The following is a 19,206-nucleotide window of genomic DNA, read 5'->3' on the forward strand; positions in this document are numbered from 1 at the left end:
TCAGCGTGAAAATTAAAGATTGTTCGATCAATGGAATTACTGTTCGATGTTTTGCTAGGCGGTCTAGGGCACTTTGTCATTAAAGTATTTAACCGAATTTTCCGAACTAAAGTGGTATTTGGTGATAGTGGATACATCGTCACTGGCTTTCTATTCCTCGTAGGACTTGTATCTCTTGTTTTTGTGATTTTTTCTTTCTTTCGTCGATTAACTGTTAATAGTTAAGCTATCGTTGAACACCCGTAATGCACATTGGAGGAGTTGATCATTGGTTATGGAAAAGTGTAGGGCTTTGAAAAAAACATTCACTGGCGCTAGGTTCATGGTATTTGCTTGCGTTTTTATCGAAGTCCCTGCGCTCGCGATGGCTGCGTCCGGATCGCTTTGTTCGACTGATGAAGAGGTGCTCTTCTTTTGTGAGGCAAAACGAAAAACGATTGAAATATGTGCGTCTAGAGATGTTAGCGCAGCAACGGGCTATATGCAGTATCGGGTTGGAATTAATAAGAAGCTTGAATTTGTATATCCCCTTGAGCGTGTTCCACCAGTTGGGAAGTTTAGGTTCAATCTTCTAGCGAGAGCTGCCCAGCTTACATTCCAAAACGATGAGTTCACTTACACAATAACCGAACCATTGGCTGGTAAAACCGAGATATGGGTCTCTCAAGCTAATGCGGGATTCACACGAGTCGTGGAGTGTCGTAACTTTACAGACTCATTAACCTTAACCACTATTCAAAACCGATTCAAGCGTCTGGATATTTATCAATAGTTCAGAAAACAAGCCAAGACCTTAATATGGAACACTTTGAAAATCATTCAAGCTAAGAAAATATTTTTTCTTTGAAACGATAGTCGGTTGTTTAGCTGCAAAGTTCAATATTACCCAATAACTTCCTCAACATCCGATAACTTCCCCCGCAACATAAACACGCGCAAGCATTCTTCTGCCGCCGCTCTTAGTTGCTGCCATGCAGGTGCTAGTTGTATGTAGTCGAGCGCTGGCAGTGGGCGCACGAGTTTGTTGTCGGTGTCTTGCCAGATTAATTGAAACTGCGTGATGGCGCTTCTTTCTGCTTCTGAAAACGTGGGCGCTTTTAGCTCTTGTTGCCAATTCGGGCTAACCCAGTCTGCCCATTGCTCTAACACTTCGGTGGCGACATGGGTTTGTGGCGCTTGCGCTTGAAAATCGTGCTGCGCTTGGAATGAGGCGGCGATTTCTAGGTAATCGATTAATTGATTTCTAACGCGTTGTAAGAGTACACGTTCGCTAGGACGTGAGCTGGTGCTTGACATGAGACTTCCTGCTTTTTTTGCCGACATATTTGTCGACCTAATTGCCAACATTCTTGCCGACTAATTGGTTGCTGCTTGATGGATAAAAAAAGAAAGCATGAGGCGGCGAAGCCTCATGCTTTTTGATGGCTAGCAATTACTTGGCGCGTGCTTTACCTAAAGGATCGCCGGCTTTCCATGCTGGCATCTTGGCGGCATCACCAACAGCGCGACCTAGGTTCAAAGTGAATTGTGCTTGTTGCACCATCCCTGATAAATCCCAGCTTGGATCATACTCATCCGCTGCTTGATGGTAGCGTTTGCTATAAGCCTTAGCTTTTTCTTTAGCACCTTCTGGATCTTTGATGTAGTCTTTACCACCACCGATAGAAAACGCTGGTACGCCAGCTTTCGCGAAACTGAAATGGTCGCTACGGAAATAACCACCAGCCAAATCTGGTTCGCTTGGTGAAATACTCAATTGCATCGATTTAGCCACTTTCTCTGCAATCGCGCCAAGTTCGGTGCGTTCACTGCCGCGTGTGCTGATGTCGCGGGTTTCGCCGATAAAGTTCAAGCTGTCTAAATTCAAATTGGCAGCGGTTTTATCTAAAGGCCATAAGGGTTGTGCTGCATATAAAGCACTGCCCAACAAGCCTTGTTCTTCTGCAGCGACCCATAAGAACATTTGACTGCGTTTTGCTGGTGATTGCATCGCTGCTTTCGCCATTGCCAATAAACCTGCTGTGCCGGATGCATTGTCGACTGCGCCGTTGTAGATGGTGTCGCCGCTTGTGCCTTGCTTGCCGAGGTGATCCCAGTGCGCGCTGTAAATTACGACTTCATCTTTCAACTTTGGATCTGTGCCAGGTACGACAGCGGCAACATTGTATTGATCGACGGTACGAATGTCGGCTTTTGCCGTGCCCTTCAATTTAGCTGCCAAAGTCACTGGTTTGAAATCGCTACGTTCCGCGGCGGCGCGCATTTTTTCTAAATCTTGACCTGCGCCAGCAAATAATTGTTGCGCTGTTTGGTTGCTAATCCAGCCTTGAATGCTGCTACCCAAAGCCGCACCTTGTAACTGGAATTTTTCTGCGGTGCCGCCATTTTGTACAACAGACCAACCATAACTTGCCGATGCATCGGTGTGAATTAATAAAACACCAGCCGCGCCACGACGTACTGCTTCTTCATATTTATAAGTCCAACGGCCATAGTAAGTCAGCGCTTTACCACCGAAGCGTTTACTGTCTTCAGCAGTTGGCTGTGGATCGTTGACCATCATCACCAAAATTTTGCCTTTGACGTCTTGACCTTTGTAGTCATCCCACTTTTCTTCTGGTGCAGAAATGCCATAGCCAACGAATACGAGTTCGGTATCAAATTGATGTTCTGGTTTGGCATCGCCTGGCGCCCATACCCAATCTTTACCAAACTCAATCGCTAAGGCTTTGTCACCGGCGACCAATTCCACTGAGCTTTGTTCTGGCAGCGCTTTTACGCCAGCAATTTTGACTAGTTGACGATAACTGTTGCCATTTGCTGGCTTCAAACCGAGTGCCATTGATTGGCTCTCTAAGTATTGCACCGTTAAATCGCCACCGCGTTGACCGGTACCACGTCCTTCAAAACTATCCGATGACAAGAGTGCCAAGTGTGCACGCAACGGCGCTTCTTCGACTTTTGCTACATGCGATGCTACTGCACTTGCTTTTTTGGTGCCGGCAGCCTGTGCACTATGAATTGGAAACGCGAGCGCCAAACTGAGCGCAATTGCGCTTGGTAACAAAATATTTTTCATGATTCTCCTAATGGTTTTTCTGCAAATTTGCCGTGGAGTTACTGACTAGTTGGCGACCGTAAAGCACGAGTCGTTATTAGAAAATCATCCGCCACAACATCATTCGTTGGATTTCTTTTTTGGTTGCTAAGTGCCACTGGTTTCAGCAAGCGGCTTATTTTACCTGCTTACCGTCTAATTGGTGCGATCTGCGCTTTTGAGGAAGACGTGAGGCGAATTATTTGCCGCGTCCGTGTGACCAATCGAGTTTGGTATCTGCTGGCAGCGAGGTTTTTACGACGATTTGTCCTTGTGCGATTTGTTGTTCGACATTTAAGCTAGTGAAGCCAGATGCATGTTCACTTGTGATGGTTTTGTTTTCGCTCATCAAGAACAAGCCTATCCATGCATTGCGGCCACCATGTTTGGCTGCATATAAACATTGGTCGGCAATATCCACCACCTGTTCCCAAGTGAATAGATCGACTGCGCTTGGAATAAACGGATAGGTGGTAAGTCCGATCGAGCAAGTGCGATGCAGTGTTTTACCGTCACCTAACGTAAACCTGTGTTCGGCGATGCGGGTACGGATGCGCTCTGCTAATACTTCTGCTTCAAGATAATTCGTATTTCGAACAACGATCAAAAATTCTTCACCACCCCAACGAATGATAGTGTCTGCTTCTCGCACCGCTTCGCGCAGGATCTCTGTAGTTTGAATCAGAACGCGGTCACCAGCAGCATGACCAAATTCATCGTTCACTGATTTGAAGTGGTCGATATCGACCATCATAAAAATGATGTCGATATTCAAGGCGGCGCGATGCACATCTTGATTCAGTAGAGCTTGGTAGCTACGATGAACGCGTGCGATATCTTCGCCAATGTATAGACTCAAATAGCGTCGATTGCGCAAGCCAGTTAAGTGATCTGTCAGACTTTGTTCCTCTAACATTTTGCGTGACTGTTCAAGTTCGCGGGTGCGTTCTTGTACTAGTTGTTCTAGTGTTTTGTTGGCTTTGTTTAAACGCCACAAGCGCCAGCGGACAACACCAAAAATTAGGCAGGCAAGTAACAGCAAATACAGGCTATATGCCCACCAAGTTTGAAACCATGCTGGTAAGACTTTGATCGATAAACTTAATTGTTCTTCGCTCCATTCACCGTGACGATTTGAGCCGCGCAATAACAGACGATAATTGCCCGGCGGCAGATTGGTATAAGCGGCAAGGCGGCGAGTGTAATCGGTTTCTATCCAGTTTTTATCGTAACCTTCTAGGCGATAGGCGTAGCGATTGCGTTCTGGTGCGGAGAAATCGAGAGCGGCAAATTCAACGACGAAGCTATTCGCATCGGCTTGTACGACTAATTTTTTTCCTTTGTTTTGTTGAAATCCAGCCTGATTTGCCGCAATCGTTTTGCCGCCAAGTTGAATATTGGTGACCACAACGGGTGGACGATAGATGTAATCTTTGACTAGCTCTGGACGTATCACGGTTAAACCACCGACACCGCCAAAGATGAGTTCACCATCTTTGGTTCGACCGCCAGAATTACTCCAATAGCCAGTGATGGCGACGCCATCGGATTCAACAAAGGGTTTAACGTGCAGCGTCTTCGGATCAATTTTCGCAAAGCCTTCATCGGTACTCGCCCAGATGTTGCCTCGCTTGTCTTCCAGCACTTTATTCACTAGTTCGTTTGGCAACTTCTGCTGCTTGCCAAAATGTTCAAATATGAATGGTGGATTGGCAGTTGGCGTGCGTAATAAATCAAGTCCGCCACCTTGCATTGCTACCCATAACCAGCCGCGCGAATCAAACAAAATACTAGAAACATTTCTGTGGGCAAGGCTCAGTTTGTTGCCGTATTCAGGAGCCAAATTGAGTAAGGCATTATCGCGCTGGTCATAGCGATATAAACCGTCTTGCAAAGTGGCGATCCAAATCCGACCGTCTGGCGCTTGTTGAATATCGGTGACAAATTTGGTCGCGATCGGCGCGGCCCATGCTGGTTGAGTGGCTTGATCTAGTTTCTGTTGAGTTAAATCTTTTTGCCATAAACCTTCCGGTCCACCAATCAATAATTGATCGCCAAGTTGCAACATCGTGGCGACGCGCATCACTGGATTGCGCGGACTTAGCTTTAAATGCTTAACGGTGCGGCTGCCGTTGACGGTTTGATACAAGCCTTTGTCCGTGCCGATAAAAATTTGTCCGTCTTTGGTCGCATAAGTAATAAAGATCGCGCTTTGTGGCAAGGCGGTTTGTGGCTTGCTATCGTCGGCTTCGATCGCAACGAACTCGTCGCTACCCGCTTTCAAAATGCCGACGCCATTATTTTGTGAACCGACCCAGATATCGCCGTTGTTAAAGCCAGTGATAGAGAAAAAATCCAGTCCTGCTAAACCGTGGTGACGGTTTTCTCCACCATAAATACTGATGAAGGCATTGGAGGATGGATCATGCATACTCATACCGCGTTGGCTGCCTATCCAAATTAGACCCGATTGGTCTTGTATGATTGACCAGACGGCATTATCTGCCAAACTACTTTGTCGGGTTGGTTCGTGTCGTATCCATTTCGTTTCTAAACTGTGCAGATTGACGGTGAGTATGCCTTTGCCATAGGTGCCAATCCATACTTCATCATCGGCGACTTGGCGAAACGTATGCACATTTTCTGAGCCACCGACTAAATTGCTGCTGCCGGGTTTTTTCACCATCACGGCTTTTACCGTTGGTGTGACCGCATTGTCCTTGGTATCCAAATAGAATGCGCCAGAATCAAATGAACCTATCCAAAGTTTGCCGTCTTTGCTTGATCCTAAACTGATGATTCTTTGTACTTTGCTGTCATCGACGGGTAAGCGTATGTGGGTGAAGCGTTGGTTCGCCACATCAAATTTAACCAAGCCTTTGCTGGTGCCCACCCAAACAATCCCTTGTTGATCGACCAGCACAGCGCGGGTGAAATCGCTAGGCAAACTATTCGGATTATTTGGATCGTGCCGATAATGTTGGATCGCACCGGTGTCTGGGTGAAAATAATCAAGTCCACCACGGCTGGCGAACCATAAACCACCATCGCGATCACCGGCAATCGCATTGACGGTGACATGACTACTACCATTGACGCCAACCGGGATTCTGACAAAGCTATCTGTTTGTGCATCGTAACGCGCGACGCCACCACCATTGGTACCTATCCATAAACGATTCTGTTGGTCTTTAAATAGCGACAGCACGTAGTTATCGGGCAAGCTGGTTGGATCATTGGGGATAGGTAAATAATTACGAAAGCGATAGCCATCCCAACGCGCTAAACCGCCTTGCGTACCGACCCAAATAAAACCTTCACCATCTTGCGCTAGGACGGTGGCACTGGATTGCGGCAAACCTTGTTGGGTTGTGAAATGGCGGAACACTATGTCCGCTAAATTATTCCAATTGTGTGAAGGAGATTTGGCTTTGTCGGAGCTTGCTGCTGTGCTTTCTGCACCTTGAGCACCGTCAATATAATTAGCATGCGCCTGCGTGTTGATATTCGCTGCAAACAAGCTGCAGATCAGAAAACTACGCAGAATGTGGGAACAAAAGCGAAGACGCGGGCACCTCGAAAATCGATACAAGCTAGGCTTAAAGTACGCGAAACAAGACATGCATTATCTTCCAACAAGAGAAAAGGAAAATCTATTCACGCCTTTGCTTGACTACCGTTACCGTACATTCGGCTTCAGCGACAACCTGTGCTGAGACGCTACCGAGATAACGACGGATAGTCGAACTACCACGCGAACCAATAATAATCTGATCGACATTATTATTATGCGCGTAGTCGATAATCGCAGCGGCAGGATCGTGTGCTTCTAATACATGAAAGGTAATTTTATCGTTGCGCACCTGCAACGGGCGTGCCCAATGTTTAAGTTCTACTAACTGTTTAACGTGAACATTTTGTCCATCTTGCACCATGCCATCGTCAAGCCCGATACGACTGGTTTTGCGTATCGTCACACAAGCGAGTCGAGCGCCTGGTTCGGTTTGTAGTAAGCGGCGCGTGATCATACGAATATCATCTGCTAGTTCTGTGTTGCTCTCACTCAGATGCAAGGCGACCATAATGATAGGCGCTTGTGATAACTGATCCGAAACGCTGTATTGGGCAAAAGGTTCAACTCCCGCTGCTTGGAAACGCCGTTTTAAAACCGACATGAAACCGTCTTGATTATTTTTTTCAGCGCGTGCGGTCAAACGCAATTGCTCTGGATTTTGCAGCATCAAAGCTAACTGCGCGGCAGTATCAAAACGCGCTTTAGGATCAACTTCTAAGCAGCGCAGAATGATCTCTTGCAACCAATCAGGGATCGCAGGATTATGACTGCGTGGAGGAATCGGATCGCGGTACAAGCGCTTCTTCAAACCCGATACCGAAGTCGGGTGTCCATAGGGCCGTTCGCCAGTGGCTAGATGATACAGCAGGACTCCCAAAGAAAATTGATCGCTGCGTGGCTCGTTGCGTATACCAAGCACTTGTTCCGGTGCGATGTAAGGACCGGTTCCCATCGGCAGACGAAATTCTTCGCCGAGTAAATCAGGTAATTTGTCGTGGCGTGATAAACCATAATCAATCAGCACCGCTTCACCATCTGAGCGAAACATAATATTTGACGGTTTTAGATCAAGATGAATCACGTGTTGCCGATGTAGATCTTGTAAAGCGGTCGCAACTTTGATACCGACGTTGACCACTTCATCAATCGGCAGTGGTGATGCATCAAAGCGAGCACGCAAAGAGACGCCGCCGATTTGCTCCATCACGATAAAGGGTTGGGTATCAAAATCACCCGCAGCGAAGTACTTGGGGACATGCCGACCTTTGAGTTTCGGCATAATCATTTGTTCCACTTCAAAGGCGACGATCGCAGTCGGATCATCAATACTAAACATCAGCGGCACTTTCATGATTAATGCCGGATAGCTGCCATCTGGGTTGATATGCCGTTGTCGCAAATCCGTAATTCGCCACAGTGCTGCCATGCCACCGGTGTGAAGTTTCTCTTCAAGCTGATAATCATCGACGATCATACCCGCTTGTAAGCGACTGAGTTTTTTTGCGACTGGTGGCTTATTCTCCAGCACTGCACTTTCAGTCATTTGGCTGAGGTCTTTTGGCGGCATATCTGCGGACATGGTTCTAAGCTCCGTGTATTAAACGATGGGCTAAACTGGCAGGCAAGCCTGCTGCCAATACTTTTTGCGATGCGGTCTCTGTATCGTAAGGTACGCGAAAAAAAGTTAGCTCTAATTGTTGTGTATCAAATAGTGCGTAACATGCAGCAGGATTGCCATCGCGCGGTTGCCCGACTGAACCTGGTTGCGCAAGCCATCGACGTAATTTGCTTAAAGGCACACTGACATCAGGACTCGGTGTAAATGTAGCGACTTTTCCTGCATGGTTCATGTGATACAAGCTAGGAGTATGAACGTGGCCGCAAAAAGTAATTTGTGCATTGGTAGCGCGCATACTTCTTGCGGCCTCCATCGCGCCATCGACGTATTCCCAGCGCTCCGGCGCCCACGCATTGGCATGTACAAACAAACATTGATCAAGCTCGAATTGCATCGGCAATTCACGAATAAAATTGGTTTGTACTTCATTGAGGTTTTGGCGCGTCCATTCGACCACAAAGCGAGCAGTTGGATTCATATCCTTGCGGTCGTCTTGTAATACGCCAAGATCATGATTGCCCATTAAGACATAAGCACCGCGATTCACATATGCCATGACGGTATCAATGACCCAGCCCGGATCAGCGCCATATCCAACCAAATCACCGAGAAAAGCATATTGATCTGCAGCGCGTTCTTTGGCGTGGGCAAGACAGGCTTCGACAGCCTCGCGGTTCGCATGTAAGTCGGTGAGTACAGCAAGTAACATGGGGAATAACCTTCATTCTTGAAAATAGTGAACAGACTGCATTTTAGGGCGAGTTGCGAGTGGAAATCAGACAACTGCCAAATGAGATAAAAAAAGACGGAATTCACCGATATGAATACAACGCTAATTTATGAAATTGCATAAATTTCACAGCTTAATTTGGTGCAATGGAGTATTTTTACTATTTTAAGTTATACTTAAAAAATTGATTTAAGGAAACTTTTCTTATTTCACAACTCACTCTCCCAGTGTGCGCGCAATGACCGAAGCTCATCCTCAATTTGTTAGCCCAGCTGATTTGCAGATTGGCATGTACATCTATCTTGATATGGGATGGATGGAACATCCGTTTCCAGTGAATAGTTTTGAAGTGCGCACGCAAGAGCAAATACAAAAACTGCGCGAGTTGGGATTGCAAAAAATTCGCTACGCGCCGGAGAAGAGCCATCTAAACAAAGCAAATGCAGAAGCGTCTTCAGTCAAACCGAGTTCGCAAGAAGCAAGTCAGCCGCAGGAATCAGCAGAAGAGTTAGCGCTTAAACAGCGCCGTGCATTATTGCATCAGCAACAAGCAAGTTTGCTGCAAGCCGAAAAACAATTCGGACATGCCACGCAAGAATTCAAACACCTAACCGAAATTGTGCACGCACAACCACAACTAGCGCGCGAATCGGCAACCAAGTTAGTGCAAGGTATGCTGGAAGGCATTCTCAACGAGGAAGAATCGGCAATTCGTTTGTTATCGGAAAAAGCCGGAGAAAAAACTGCCTTGCATAGCGTGAATGTGACATTGATCTCGCTACTCTTGGGCAAAGTTTTGGAGTTGTCGAAAGAGGATATGTTAGAGCTAGGCATCGGTGCTTTATTGCACGATGTCGGCAAGATGGAATTGCCAGATCGTTTGCGTTGGTTAGATGAACATAGTAGCGCGGCTGAACGTCAGCTTTATCAAAGCCATGTAGCGCATGGGGTGAATATCGCGCGCAAATTACAGCTGTCCTCACATGCAATGCTATTGATTGCACAACATCACGAATATGCGGATGGCAGCGGCTACCCAGGACATATTTCAGGAGAAAAGATGACGGTCTTAAGCCGCATCATTTCCTTGGTAAACCGCTTTGATAATTTATGTAATCCAATCAACGTTGCACATGCGATTACGCCACATGAAGCCTTGTCCCAATTATTTACCAAGAGTAAAACCCAGTCAGATACGCAAACCTTGACGGCGTTTATCAAAATGATGGGCATTTATCCGCCTGGTTCGGTTGTCCAGCTAAGTGATGAACGCTATGCCTTGGTGGTCTCGGTCAATTCTGAACGACCAATTAAGCCTAAGGTGATTATTCATGATCCATCTATCCCACCCGAAGAAGCCTTGGTGATTAATTTGGAACATGAAACCAGCATCGGCATTCGTCGTAGTTTAAAGCCGATACAACTGCCGAAAGCCGCCTACGATTACTTATCGCCACGTAAACGCTTGTGCTATTTCTTTGAACGTGCAACTGATCCGCTCTCGCTTGCGAATCATATGAAGGGACCATTGTCATGATGCAACGTCAATGGGAAGCCTTGATCGAAGGCATGATCGAAGGTGTATTGCTGGTTGATCCCTTGCAGCTACATATTATTGCGGCAAATCGGTCGGCGCATAAATTGCTGGGCGCGCCAGCGAATAGCCTAATTGGTGCGCCTGTTGTTGAGTTAGCCTCATCGCCAGAAGATGTGTTTTTTTGGGAAGACGTGGCAGCTGGTTTATCAAACAATATTTATTCTGAAACCTTATTAAAACGTTCGGATGACAGCATCGTGCACGTAGTGCGCCGCGTGAGTTTGGTGCATTTAGATATTGAAACGACACTGTATGTGGTAGCAATTCGTGATCATACCGATCAGCGTCATGTCGAAACTGAACTTGAAAAATTGATTGCGGAATTGCGTGCGACCTTAGAATCGACCGCCGACGGGATCTTAGTGACTGACCTCGATGGCGGCATACGCAGTTACAACCACTTATTTGCCAAGTTATGGAACCTTCCCGAGGAGTTATTGACGCAAAGAGCAGACGCCGCGGTCTATGCGTGGATGGATCAATGCATCGTTGATGCGAGCCATTACAATGAACGCCTAGCGATCATTCGCCGTTCGCCTTTGTTGGAGTCAAGTGATGTGTTGGTGCTGCATTCCGGCAAAGTATTGGAGCGCGTGACGCTGCCGCAGTACGCACGTGGCAGACCGATTGGGCGCGTTTATTCTTTCCGAGATATTTCGCAACGGTTGGCAGATCAAGCACGGATTCAACTTGCTTCTAAGGTGTTTGAAGCCAGCACCGACGCGATTTTTATTACCGATCAAGATCAAAAAATTATCACCATCAATCCAAGTTTCGAACGGCTCACGCAATTTGCTGAGAGCGATATGATGGGTTTGCGTATTGAACAGTTTTTACAGAACCAAAGCAACGCAGAGTTAATCAGAACTTTACAACGCGAATTAGATCTGCATGGATTTTGGGAAGGTGAAATTTGGAATCGACGTAAAGACGGACATGCTTATTTATGCATGATTTCTTTGGTGCGTGTACACGATGAGCACGGCAGAGTGTTGCACACGATAGGCTTTTTTAAAGATCGTACAGAAAGCTATAACGCCAAACAAAAGATAGAAGAGCTAGCGTTTTCAGATGCCTTAACGGGTTTGCCAAATCGACTTTTGCTGGAAGAACGCATCAATCAATCGATTACGCATGCCAGTCGATCCAATGGTGAGTTTGCGCTGCTGTTTCTTGACCTCGATAATTTCAAGCAGATCAATGATTCTTTAGGTCATCCGTTTGGTGATCGCGTCTTGATTGAAGTGACCGAGCGTTTAAAAAATTGTCTGCGTCAAGTTGATACCGCAGCACGTTTGGGTGGTGACGAATTTGTCCTGCTACTACATCAAGCAAATGCAAGTGGCGCGGAGATTTGTGCTCGTAGAGTGTTAGCGGATTTAGCTGCGCCATTTAGTTTGGATGGCATTCAATTTAGTGTGACCTGTAGTATTGGAATTGCGCTGTACCCTGCCGATGGTAGCAAAATCGAAGATTTGATTAAGAACGCTGATAGCGCGATGTATTACGTGAAGGAGCGCGGTCGGTCGGATTTCCGTTTCTATCAGCGTCAAATGAATATCGGTTTGCTGTCGCGTATGAAGATTGATCATGCAATGCGACAGGCCTTAGAACATCAAGAGTTCCGCCTGTACTACCAACCTTTGTTTTGCTTAGAGACCAATCAAGTCTTTGGTGCTGAAGCTTTAATTCGCTGGTATGACAAAGATATGGGGGAAGTGAGCCCAGCTAAGTTTATTCCCATTGCGGAAGAAAGCGGTTTGATCGTCGCAATCGGAAATTGGGTGATCCACACCGCGATCGCACAAGCAGCGGCGTGGAACAAGGATGGACGACGACTGAGTATATCAGTCAACGTGTCTGCTTTACAGTTTCAACAAGCAAATTTTGTAGATAATCTGGCTAACGCCTTAGATGATGCACATCTCGATCCTAGTTGTATCGCTTTGGAGCTAACCGAGTCGATCTTGATTCGCGATGTCGAAGAAACGCTGAAGAAACTCAATGCGATTGCAAAGCTCGGTGTCAGAATGTCGATTGATGATTTCGGCACCGGCTATTCGAGTCTCAGCTATTTAAAGCGCTTCCCGATACACAAACTAAAGATTGATCGTTCTTTCATCATGAATTTGACGAAAGATGAAAGTGATGTTGCCATCGTGACCGCGATTATTAGCTTGGCACATGCTTTAAAGCTCGCGGTGATCGCGGAAGGCGTCGAAACACAAGAGCAAAAAGACCTGCTATGTCAGTTAAGTTGTAATGAGATTCAAGGATTTTTGATTGCTAAAGCACTCAATCCGCATGAGTTTGAAGCGAGATTTTTGCAGAGCGAAACGGCGTTAGAACAAGCGAGTATTGTGAAGCCGTGAACGAGTTTCTTTGCTTGTGATCGCTGCTTTTGATCGCTTTTTGTGGTTTGCCACTTCGGTTCTTTTGCCATTTTGCTCGCCCTAGTCGTCGCCAACTTCGCCACAAATTTCGTCATCAGCGTCTGCATACCGTAAATATTATGGACATTCACGTCATCCTGCGTGGATTTGTCGTTACACTATTGCTTTGTTATTTCAATATGTATTTTGCTTTTTTGTTTTAAAAGCATTGATCGATTATTCACTTACTTAAATGAAGGATTTCTTCGCATGAAAAAAAGTTCAGTTGCGCTCGCCGTTGTCGCCGCCCTAGCGATTGCTTATCCGGCCGCTTCATGGGTGACCGGAAAACGTCTGGAAACCAAGCTGACACAAGCCGATAAAAAGGATGTTTTGTTTAGCAATTTTAAAATTGTGAAGCAAACCTATACACGCGGAATTTTCTCATCAAAGCAAGAGAGTACGATTGAATTTGATGTAGCGAGCATGTCACCAGTAGCAGCGCCTATGAGTTTGCAAGATCAAGGTGCACAGGGTGAACAAGATGCTGCTGATCCGCAAGTGGCGCTCGACGAACAACAGGCAATGCCAGCCCCCAAATTAATCAAGCCTTTGCAGTTTCAAGTCGTGAACTACATTCAGCATGGACCAGTTCCAGCGATCTTTGGCGTGGCGGCTGGCAAGATAGAAACCGAATTTGTGCTCGATGCGACGACTAAGGAAGAGATCAAACGTATTTTTGGCGACAAAAAATTCTTGGAAATTCGCACCATTTTGAATTACGGTGGTGGTGGTAAATTGCAGATTAGTAGCCCTGCTGTGAATACCACAGTTGGAATGAATCAAGACAAATTGGATTGGAAAGGCGTCAATTTGGAAGTCGCTTTTGATGCTGCTTACAAAAAATTGAAGTTCGATTTGTATTCTGCAGGATTGGATGTGTTGGCCGCTAAAGGCGCAACCTCAGTAAAAGTCGGCGAGATCAAAATGCAAGGTGATGCAGAGCGCATCTATCCAGACGGCTTTATCTATCTCGGCACCTCAAAAGCGAGCATCGCGTCTATGAGTTTCTCAAACGCACAAGCCGCAAACAAAGGCTTCAGCATTAAAGACATTAGTTTGGAAAGTACGACAAGCGCGAAGAATGATTTATTGGATTCTGGCTTAAAGTTTGGCATCGCCAACATCACGATGAACGATACGCAAATCGGTAATTTTCACTACGATTATTCATTGCAACGCTTGCATGGTCCGAGCGTGAATAAATTATTTATTGAATTGTCGACTATCGATCAATATAAAAATGATCCACAAAAAATGCTAGAAATGCAGAAGCAGTGGAAAGAATATGGCATAGAAATTTTGAAACATAATCCAGTGATCTCACTTGATCGACTCAGTCTAACTGGTAAGAATGGTGAGTTTAAGGCCTCTGCAAAATTCCAGTTTAACGGTGTGCAAGCGCAAGACTTTGATAATCCTATGCTGCTTTTATCAAAAATCGAAAGCGCAGGTGAAGTCAGCTTGGCCGATGCGATGATCGATGATTTGATTGATGGTAGCCAGACTGATCCTGATGCACGCGCAATGATGCGCAGCCAATACTATGCGCAGATTGATGCATGGGAAAAAGAAGGTTTCTTGAAACGTGAAGGTAAAGTTTTGAATTCTAAAATCAGTTGGAAGAATGGGCAGCTAATGGTGAATGGCAAGGCATTCCCACCAAAACCAGCTGTTGATCCAGCCGCACTTGGCGCAGAAGCTGCACCGATGGAAATGCGATAACAGTGTGTTTGAAATTTGCTGGCTAGTTGATCGCCATTGAGAGCGCTTGAAGTTATCTCTCAATGAATAAGTTGTTCGATGAAGCATAAAAAAAGAGCTAGAGTCCTAGGACTCCAGCTCTTTTTCTTTGTTCCACCTTAACAGAAAAACGGAAGTCCTTCTGTGTTCGGTGGATATTTTCTTACTTTATTACTTGAGACGATTAGCGTTTCAGCTTACTTCACACCATGCATCAACTTCTGCATCAAAGGTGCAATTAAGAACAAGACAATACCAGCGCCTAACAATGAATAGAAACCGAAGGTGTAACCGCTCAATGCAGAAGCGACTGACATACCGCTATCACCACTCACGTGGCTGGCAAAAATACCAGACAAGTTGTTACCGATACCTGTTGATAAGAACCAACCACCCATGCCCAAGCCAACCAAGCGTACTGGTGCTAATTTTGTCACCATCGACAAGCCGATTGGAGACAAGCACAATTCACCGATGGATTGAATGACGTAGACCATGAACAAAGTCCAGAATGGAATTTTGCTATTGTCATCGACCAAGAATGTTAGCGCGTACATTAACAAACCAAACGCTAGAGCATTACCGATCAAACCGAGGCCAAACTTACGTGGAATCGATGGATTCAAATTACGACGACCCAACATCACCCAGATAGCTGCAACGATTGGTGCGAAACCAATAATCGCTAAGGAGTTCACGCTTTGGAACCATGCAGTTGGGAATACGAAACCGCCCAAGTTACGATCCACAATGTTCTCAGCCAAGAACGTGAAAGAACTGCCTGCTTGTTCAAAGAACATCCAGAACAAAATATTGAATGTAAAGATCAATAACATCGCGATGACTTTGTCGCGCGCTACTTTACCGTTACGAATACCTTCAATCATTAACATTACCGCCAAGCCGATGAACAATAACGTCAAAATACCTTGCAATTTTGCAGCGCCCATAGACAGCAAGAAGTACGCAACAGGAATTACGCACAAGCCACCAAGCGCAACGTAGATGACGCGAGACATGCCTTCCGTACCTTCTGTTGGTGCACCAATACCTTTTAATGTACGACGACCAATCGCAAACCAGATCAAACTCAATAACATCCCGATACCAGCAGCGATGAACACGATCTTGTACGCAGGTGTATCGCCAGTGCTGAATACTTTTTGCGCTAAGAATTGTGTGAAAATTGGTGCCAAGAAACCACCAACATTGATACCCATGTAGAAAATAGTAAAACCAGAATCACGACGTGTATCACCGATGCTGTACAACTTGCCGACCATGGTTGAAATATTTGGTTTGAATAAGCCGTTACCAATAATAATCGTTGCCAAGCCAAGTTTAAAAATCTCTTCATTCGGGATAGAAATCATGAACAAACCGGATGCCATAAAGACCGCACCGATTAAGATAGAACGCTGATAACCAATTACGCGATCTGCCACATAACCACCGAACAAAGCTGCTGCGTACACCAAGGCGAGATAGGAACCATAGGTCAAATTCGCTGCCGCTTGGCCGGAACCGTCACCTTTATAAAACTGCTCGACGATGTAGAGTACCAAGGCCCAACGAATACCATAGAACGCGAAACGCTCCCAGAATTCGGACATGAATAACATCCAGAGTGGAGCAGGATGCCCCATGATTTGTTTAAACTCTGGAATTGGGGTCTCTTGACCCGGTGTGATTGCAGCACCGCTCATGCAATTTTCTCCTGTTTATATTTTGCAAAACATTTGTTGAATTTATTAAAAGCTTAGATTTCCGTTGAAATGGCTAGGCTTTCCCATTCGCCAGACAAGATCGACTGTATTCTTAGCTTGTAAAAAATACAGGGATTTTCAACGACGGTGCATTCTAAACTAGAAATGGGCGCAGTGAGACCAATTTGTCGTATGTAGGAAAGGAAGATTTGTTGCGCATTGCCGCAATTTTCTGCGCTTCTATTCAATCGATTTGTATATTTTGCTAATCGCTTGGATAGGATGGAAATGTATTAAAAGAAATGTCTTTATGAAAACGTGGCGAGCATCATATTAGAAAGCCAACTACTTCTCTGTCTGATTTAGCGCCATTGAAAAGATGCGGAAAACACCAAGTTAATGGTTAAGTGCTTGCTGCTCTAACTTACCTAAAACCCGAAAACACAAATAGACGCCAGCAATTCCGAACAACACTACGCCAAGTCCGTAACCAGCAATCACACCACGCGCACCAAACCATAGACCACCAAACCAAACGAATGGAATGACGCCTAGTGTGGATCGACCCCAATTTAGCATGGTCGAGTACAAGGGATAACCTAGATTATTAAATGCTGCATTGGCGACGAATAAGCTACCGTTAAATAGAAAACTGCCAGCAACAAAAACACAAAAGAACACAATCACATCAGCGGCAACGCCCTGCGCATCGAAGGCACGGGCAATCAGGTGACTAAAGATTGCTAACAAAAACCAGACAATCAGGACGTAGATCAGCGTTAATTTCAAACTATCGCGCATGGTTGAGCGTAAGCGGTCGAAGCGTTTGGCACCAAGATTTTGTCCCAAGATTGGGCCGACCGCACCAGATAACGCAAATAGCCCAGCAAACGCCATTGGAATTAAACGCGAAACAACCGCCCAACCAGCTACCGCTTGATCGCCATACTTCGCAATTACGGAGGTGACTGCCGCATTTCCAACAGGCGTGGCAACGTTAGTTAAGATGGCAGGAATGCCGATCGTGGCGAAGGCTTTTGCCCCGCGACGAAAAACCGCTGGCTCTGGTTTGCTATAAAAGCGATGGCTTAAAAAGATGCTGTATGCACCAATACTGACTAAAACAAGGCGCGCCAATACATTCGCAAAAGCAGCACCATCTAAGCCAAGATTCAAGCTAAAGATAAACAAAGGATCGAGGATTGCGGTTGCGAAAGCGGCCCCCAAAGTCACGTACATCGCACCTTTACCATCACCCAGCGCACGCAATAAGGCGCTTAACCCCATGCCTACACTAATTAACGGAATTGATGGCAGTACGAATTGGCAAAAGCGCTTGGCAAGCGATGCAGTTTCTGATTGCGCACCAAGTAGCGTGAGTAAGCTATCGAGCAAGGGGTAGGTAATGATGGTAAGGAATACTGAAATGACAGCAATTAAAATCAAGGATGTGCCAGCAAACTGGCGCGCTAATTCATTGTCACCGCTGCCGATGGCGCGCGATACGGTTGCGGTAGTCGCAATCGATAAGCCAATTGCAATCGAGGTATGAAAGAATAGTAGAGTACTTGCATACCCTATCGCTGCGGCGAGTTCAGGTTTGCCCAACTGGGAGATGTAGAGCAGGTTTAACACATCGACTAAAAACACAGCAATTAATCCTATCGAACCAGTCGCAGTCATATTAATGACGTGGCGCATGGTTGAGCCTTGTACAAATTTTCCGTGTATCGTTGGGGTACTGGTCATGACATCATCTGCCTACACAACATGAAGTCGCCAGTGTAACGGATTAATCCAATATTGTTGTTTGGACGGGCGGAATCACGCCTTCTTTGCGTCCTTTTGAAACGGCTTGACTGATACGATTAAGTAAAGCTTGATTGTGGGGATTGATGCGCATGGCAAAATGGTTATTTACAATCGCAATTGGTTTAGGTAAGACACAAAAGTTGGTTTGATTGGCTGCGTGAGTTGCTTGGTTGAGTGCCGCATATTTTTGATTGAGAGATGCTTGCATATCGCGTTGATTTCCGGTGACGCCATACCAAACGATCGCATCCATGCGTTTTGCCATTAGCTTTTTTAAGCGAGAGATACCGGCGCCAACGTCGTCTTCAACTTTAAATAGAACACCCATTTGCCGATCAAAATCTTCACCAGCGCTGGTGCCGCGCACGATACCGATGAGTTTTCCCTTGAGGTCTTGAATGCTGTCAAATTTGAAGGTGGCATCGCATCGTGTAATTAACCAGTTGCCGTTGGCATTGATTGGTTCTGAAAACGCATAGCGTTGCGCGCGATCCTTGGTGTAGGACATTCCCATTAACAAGATATCTTGGTGTAGGGCGTTATCCAGCGCACGTTTCCATGGAACTCGTTTGACTTCAAAACGTATTTGGAGCGTTTTCTCTATGTAATTGAGTAAATCACGACTGGTTTTGTTGAGCGCGAGAGGTCTGCCATCTTTATCAAATTCTTCGATGGTTTGTAGCTGCACAATTTCTTGGGCATGTGAGAGACCGCTAAGATGCAAACTTAGTACGACGATGCAGCAGCGAAGAGCGGTCTGGAAACTCATAGCACTTAAGTCTCGGATTTGATAATTGATTGTAGCAAAGCCTCTAGTAATGCCAACTATTTGTCTGCATAAATATTGTATAAATCATTTTGATGTTGCTTATCCGTCGGTTTTTTAGATTGGTTAGA

The 19,206-nt window shown here is 45.7% G+C and carries 12 protein-coding genes; 4 read left to right on the forward strand and 8 right to left on the reverse strand.

What is annotated here, in order from left to right; all coding sequences use genetic code 11:
* The first annotated feature begins 292 nt into the window (after positions 1-292).
* Positions 293-772 (forward strand): hypothetical protein, encoded by a 480-nt coding sequence (locus KDM92_RS05465; RefSeq protein ID WP_212683369.1) that lies wholly within the window; start codon positions 293-295, stop codon positions 770-772.
* Between the two features lie 110 nt (positions 773-882).
* Here the strand turns inward: KDM92_RS05465 and KDM92_RS05470 are convergent, their stop codons facing one another.
* The 5 genes from KDM92_RS05470 to KDM92_RS05490 all read right to left on the reverse strand — a co-directional run bounded on the left by KDM92_RS05470 (position 883) and on the right by KDM92_RS05490 (position 8,998).
* On the reverse strand, positions 883-1,296 hold the full coding sequence (locus KDM92_RS05470) for a hypothetical protein (protein WP_212683370.1): 414 nt from the start codon (positions 1,294-1,296) through the stop codon (positions 883-885).
* Positions 1,297-1,432: 136 nt separating this feature from the next.
* Positions 1,433-3,079 (reverse strand): M28 family peptidase, encoded by a 1,647-nt coding sequence (locus KDM92_RS05475; RefSeq protein ID WP_212683371.1) that lies wholly within the window; start codon positions 3,077-3,079, stop codon positions 1,433-1,435.
* A 217-nt stretch (positions 3,080-3,296) separates the two neighbouring features.
* Positions 3,297-6,617: a ligand-binding sensor domain-containing protein gene (locus KDM92_RS05480; protein ID WP_212683372.1), complete on the reverse strand. Its 3,321-nt coding sequence runs from the start codon at positions 6,615-6,617 to the stop codon at positions 3,297-3,299.
* Positions 6,618-6,750: 133 nt separating this feature from the next.
* Positions 6,751-8,250 (reverse strand): bifunctional serine/threonine-protein kinase/universal stress protein, encoded by a 1,500-nt coding sequence (locus KDM92_RS05485; protein WP_230408179.1) that lies wholly within the window; start codon positions 8,248-8,250, stop codon positions 6,751-6,753.
* A 4-nt stretch (positions 8,251-8,254) separates the two neighbouring features.
* Positions 8,255-8,998 carry a metallophosphoesterase family protein gene (locus tag KDM92_RS05490; RefSeq protein WP_212683373.1) on the reverse strand — a complete coding sequence of 248 codons (744 nt, stop codon included), beginning with the start codon at positions 8,996-8,998 and terminating at the stop codon, positions 8,255-8,257.
* Between the two features lie 259 nt (positions 8,999-9,257).
* Between KDM92_RS05490 and KDM92_RS05495 the strand changes: the two genes are divergently transcribed.
* The 3 genes from KDM92_RS05495 to KDM92_RS05505 all read left to right on the forward strand — a co-directional run bounded on the left by KDM92_RS05495 (position 9,258) and on the right by KDM92_RS05505 (position 14,773).
* The gene (locus KDM92_RS05495; protein ID WP_212683427.1) at positions 9,258-10,556 is read left to right on the forward strand and encodes an HD-GYP domain-containing protein; all 1,299 of its coding nucleotides are present in this window, start codon (positions 9,258-9,260) and stop codon (positions 10,554-10,556) included.
* Entirely contained in the window at positions 10,553-12,988 is a 2,436-nt protein-coding gene (locus tag KDM92_RS05500; protein ID WP_212683374.1) for a sensor domain-containing protein, read from the forward strand. The genes KDM92_RS05495 and KDM92_RS05500 overlap by 4 nt, the downstream gene beginning before the upstream one ends.
* A 270-nt stretch (positions 12,989-13,258) precedes the next feature.
* Entirely contained in the window at positions 13,259-14,773 is a 1,515-nt protein-coding gene (locus tag KDM92_RS05505; RefSeq protein WP_212683375.1) for a YdgA family protein, read from the forward strand.
* 215 nt (positions 14,774-14,988) lie between these two features.
* On the opposite strand, the gene KDM92_RS05510 is transcribed toward KDM92_RS05505, so the two are convergent.
* The 3 genes from KDM92_RS05510 to KDM92_RS05520 form a co-directional block, all read right to left on the reverse strand.
* Positions 14,989-16,497, reverse strand: coding sequence for a peptide MFS transporter (locus KDM92_RS05510; protein ID WP_212683376.1), 1,509 nt, complete (start codon positions 16,495-16,497; stop codon positions 14,989-14,991).
* Between the two features lie 396 nt (positions 16,498-16,893).
* Entirely contained in the window at positions 16,894-18,246 is a 1,353-nt protein-coding gene (locus tag KDM92_RS05515; protein ID WP_212683377.1) for an MATE family efflux transporter, read from the reverse strand.
* 43 nt (positions 18,247-18,289) lie between these two features.
* The gene (locus KDM92_RS05520) at positions 18,290-19,078 is read right to left on the reverse strand and encodes a substrate-binding periplasmic protein (RefSeq protein WP_212683378.1); all 789 of its coding nucleotides are present in this window, start codon (positions 19,076-19,078) and stop codon (positions 18,290-18,292) included.
* Between the last annotated feature and the right edge of the window lie 128 nt (positions 19,079-19,206).

This window comes from Affinundibacterium baiyunense (assembly GCF_018139645.1).
Lineage (GTDB): Bacteria > Pseudomonadota > Gammaproteobacteria > Burkholderiales > Burkholderiaceae_D > Undibacterium > Undibacterium baiyunense.

Coding starts and splice junctions, on each gene's coding strand:
- KDM92_RS05470 (WP_212683370.1), bottom strand. CDS start 1,296: ATGTCAAGCACCAGCTCACGTCCTAGCGAACGTGTACTCTTACAACGC.
- KDM92_RS05475 (WP_212683371.1), bottom strand. CDS start 3,079: ATGAAAAATATTTTGTTACCAAGCGCAATTGCGCTCAGTTTGGCGCTC.
- KDM92_RS05485 (WP_230408179.1), bottom strand. CDS start 8,250: ATGTCCGCAGATATGCCGCCAAAAGACCTCAGCCAAATGACTGAAAGT.
- KDM92_RS05490 (WP_212683373.1), bottom strand. CDS start 8,998: ATGTTACTTGCTGTACTCACCGACTTACATGCGAACCGCGAGGCTGTC.
- KDM92_RS05495 (WP_212683427.1), top strand. CDS start 9,258: ATGACCGAAGCTCATCCTCAATTTGTTAGCCCAGCTGATTTGCAGATT.
- KDM92_RS05500 (WP_212683374.1), top strand. CDS start 10,553: ATGATGCAACGTCAATGGGAAGCCTTGATCGAAGGCATGATCGAAGGT.
- KDM92_RS05505 (WP_212683375.1), top strand. CDS start 13,259: ATGAAAAAAAGTTCAGTTGCGCTCGCCGTTGTCGCCGCCCTAGCGATT.
- KDM92_RS05510 (WP_212683376.1), bottom strand. CDS start 16,497: ATGAGCGGTGCTGCAATCACACCGGGTCAAGAGACCCCAATTCCAGAG.
- KDM92_RS05515 (WP_212683377.1), bottom strand. CDS start 18,246: ATGACCAGTACCCCAACGATACACGGAAAATTTGTACAAGGCTCAACC.
- KDM92_RS05520 (WP_212683378.1), bottom strand. CDS start 19,078: ATGAGTTTCCAGACCGCTCTTCGCTGCTGCATCGTCGTACTAAGTTTG.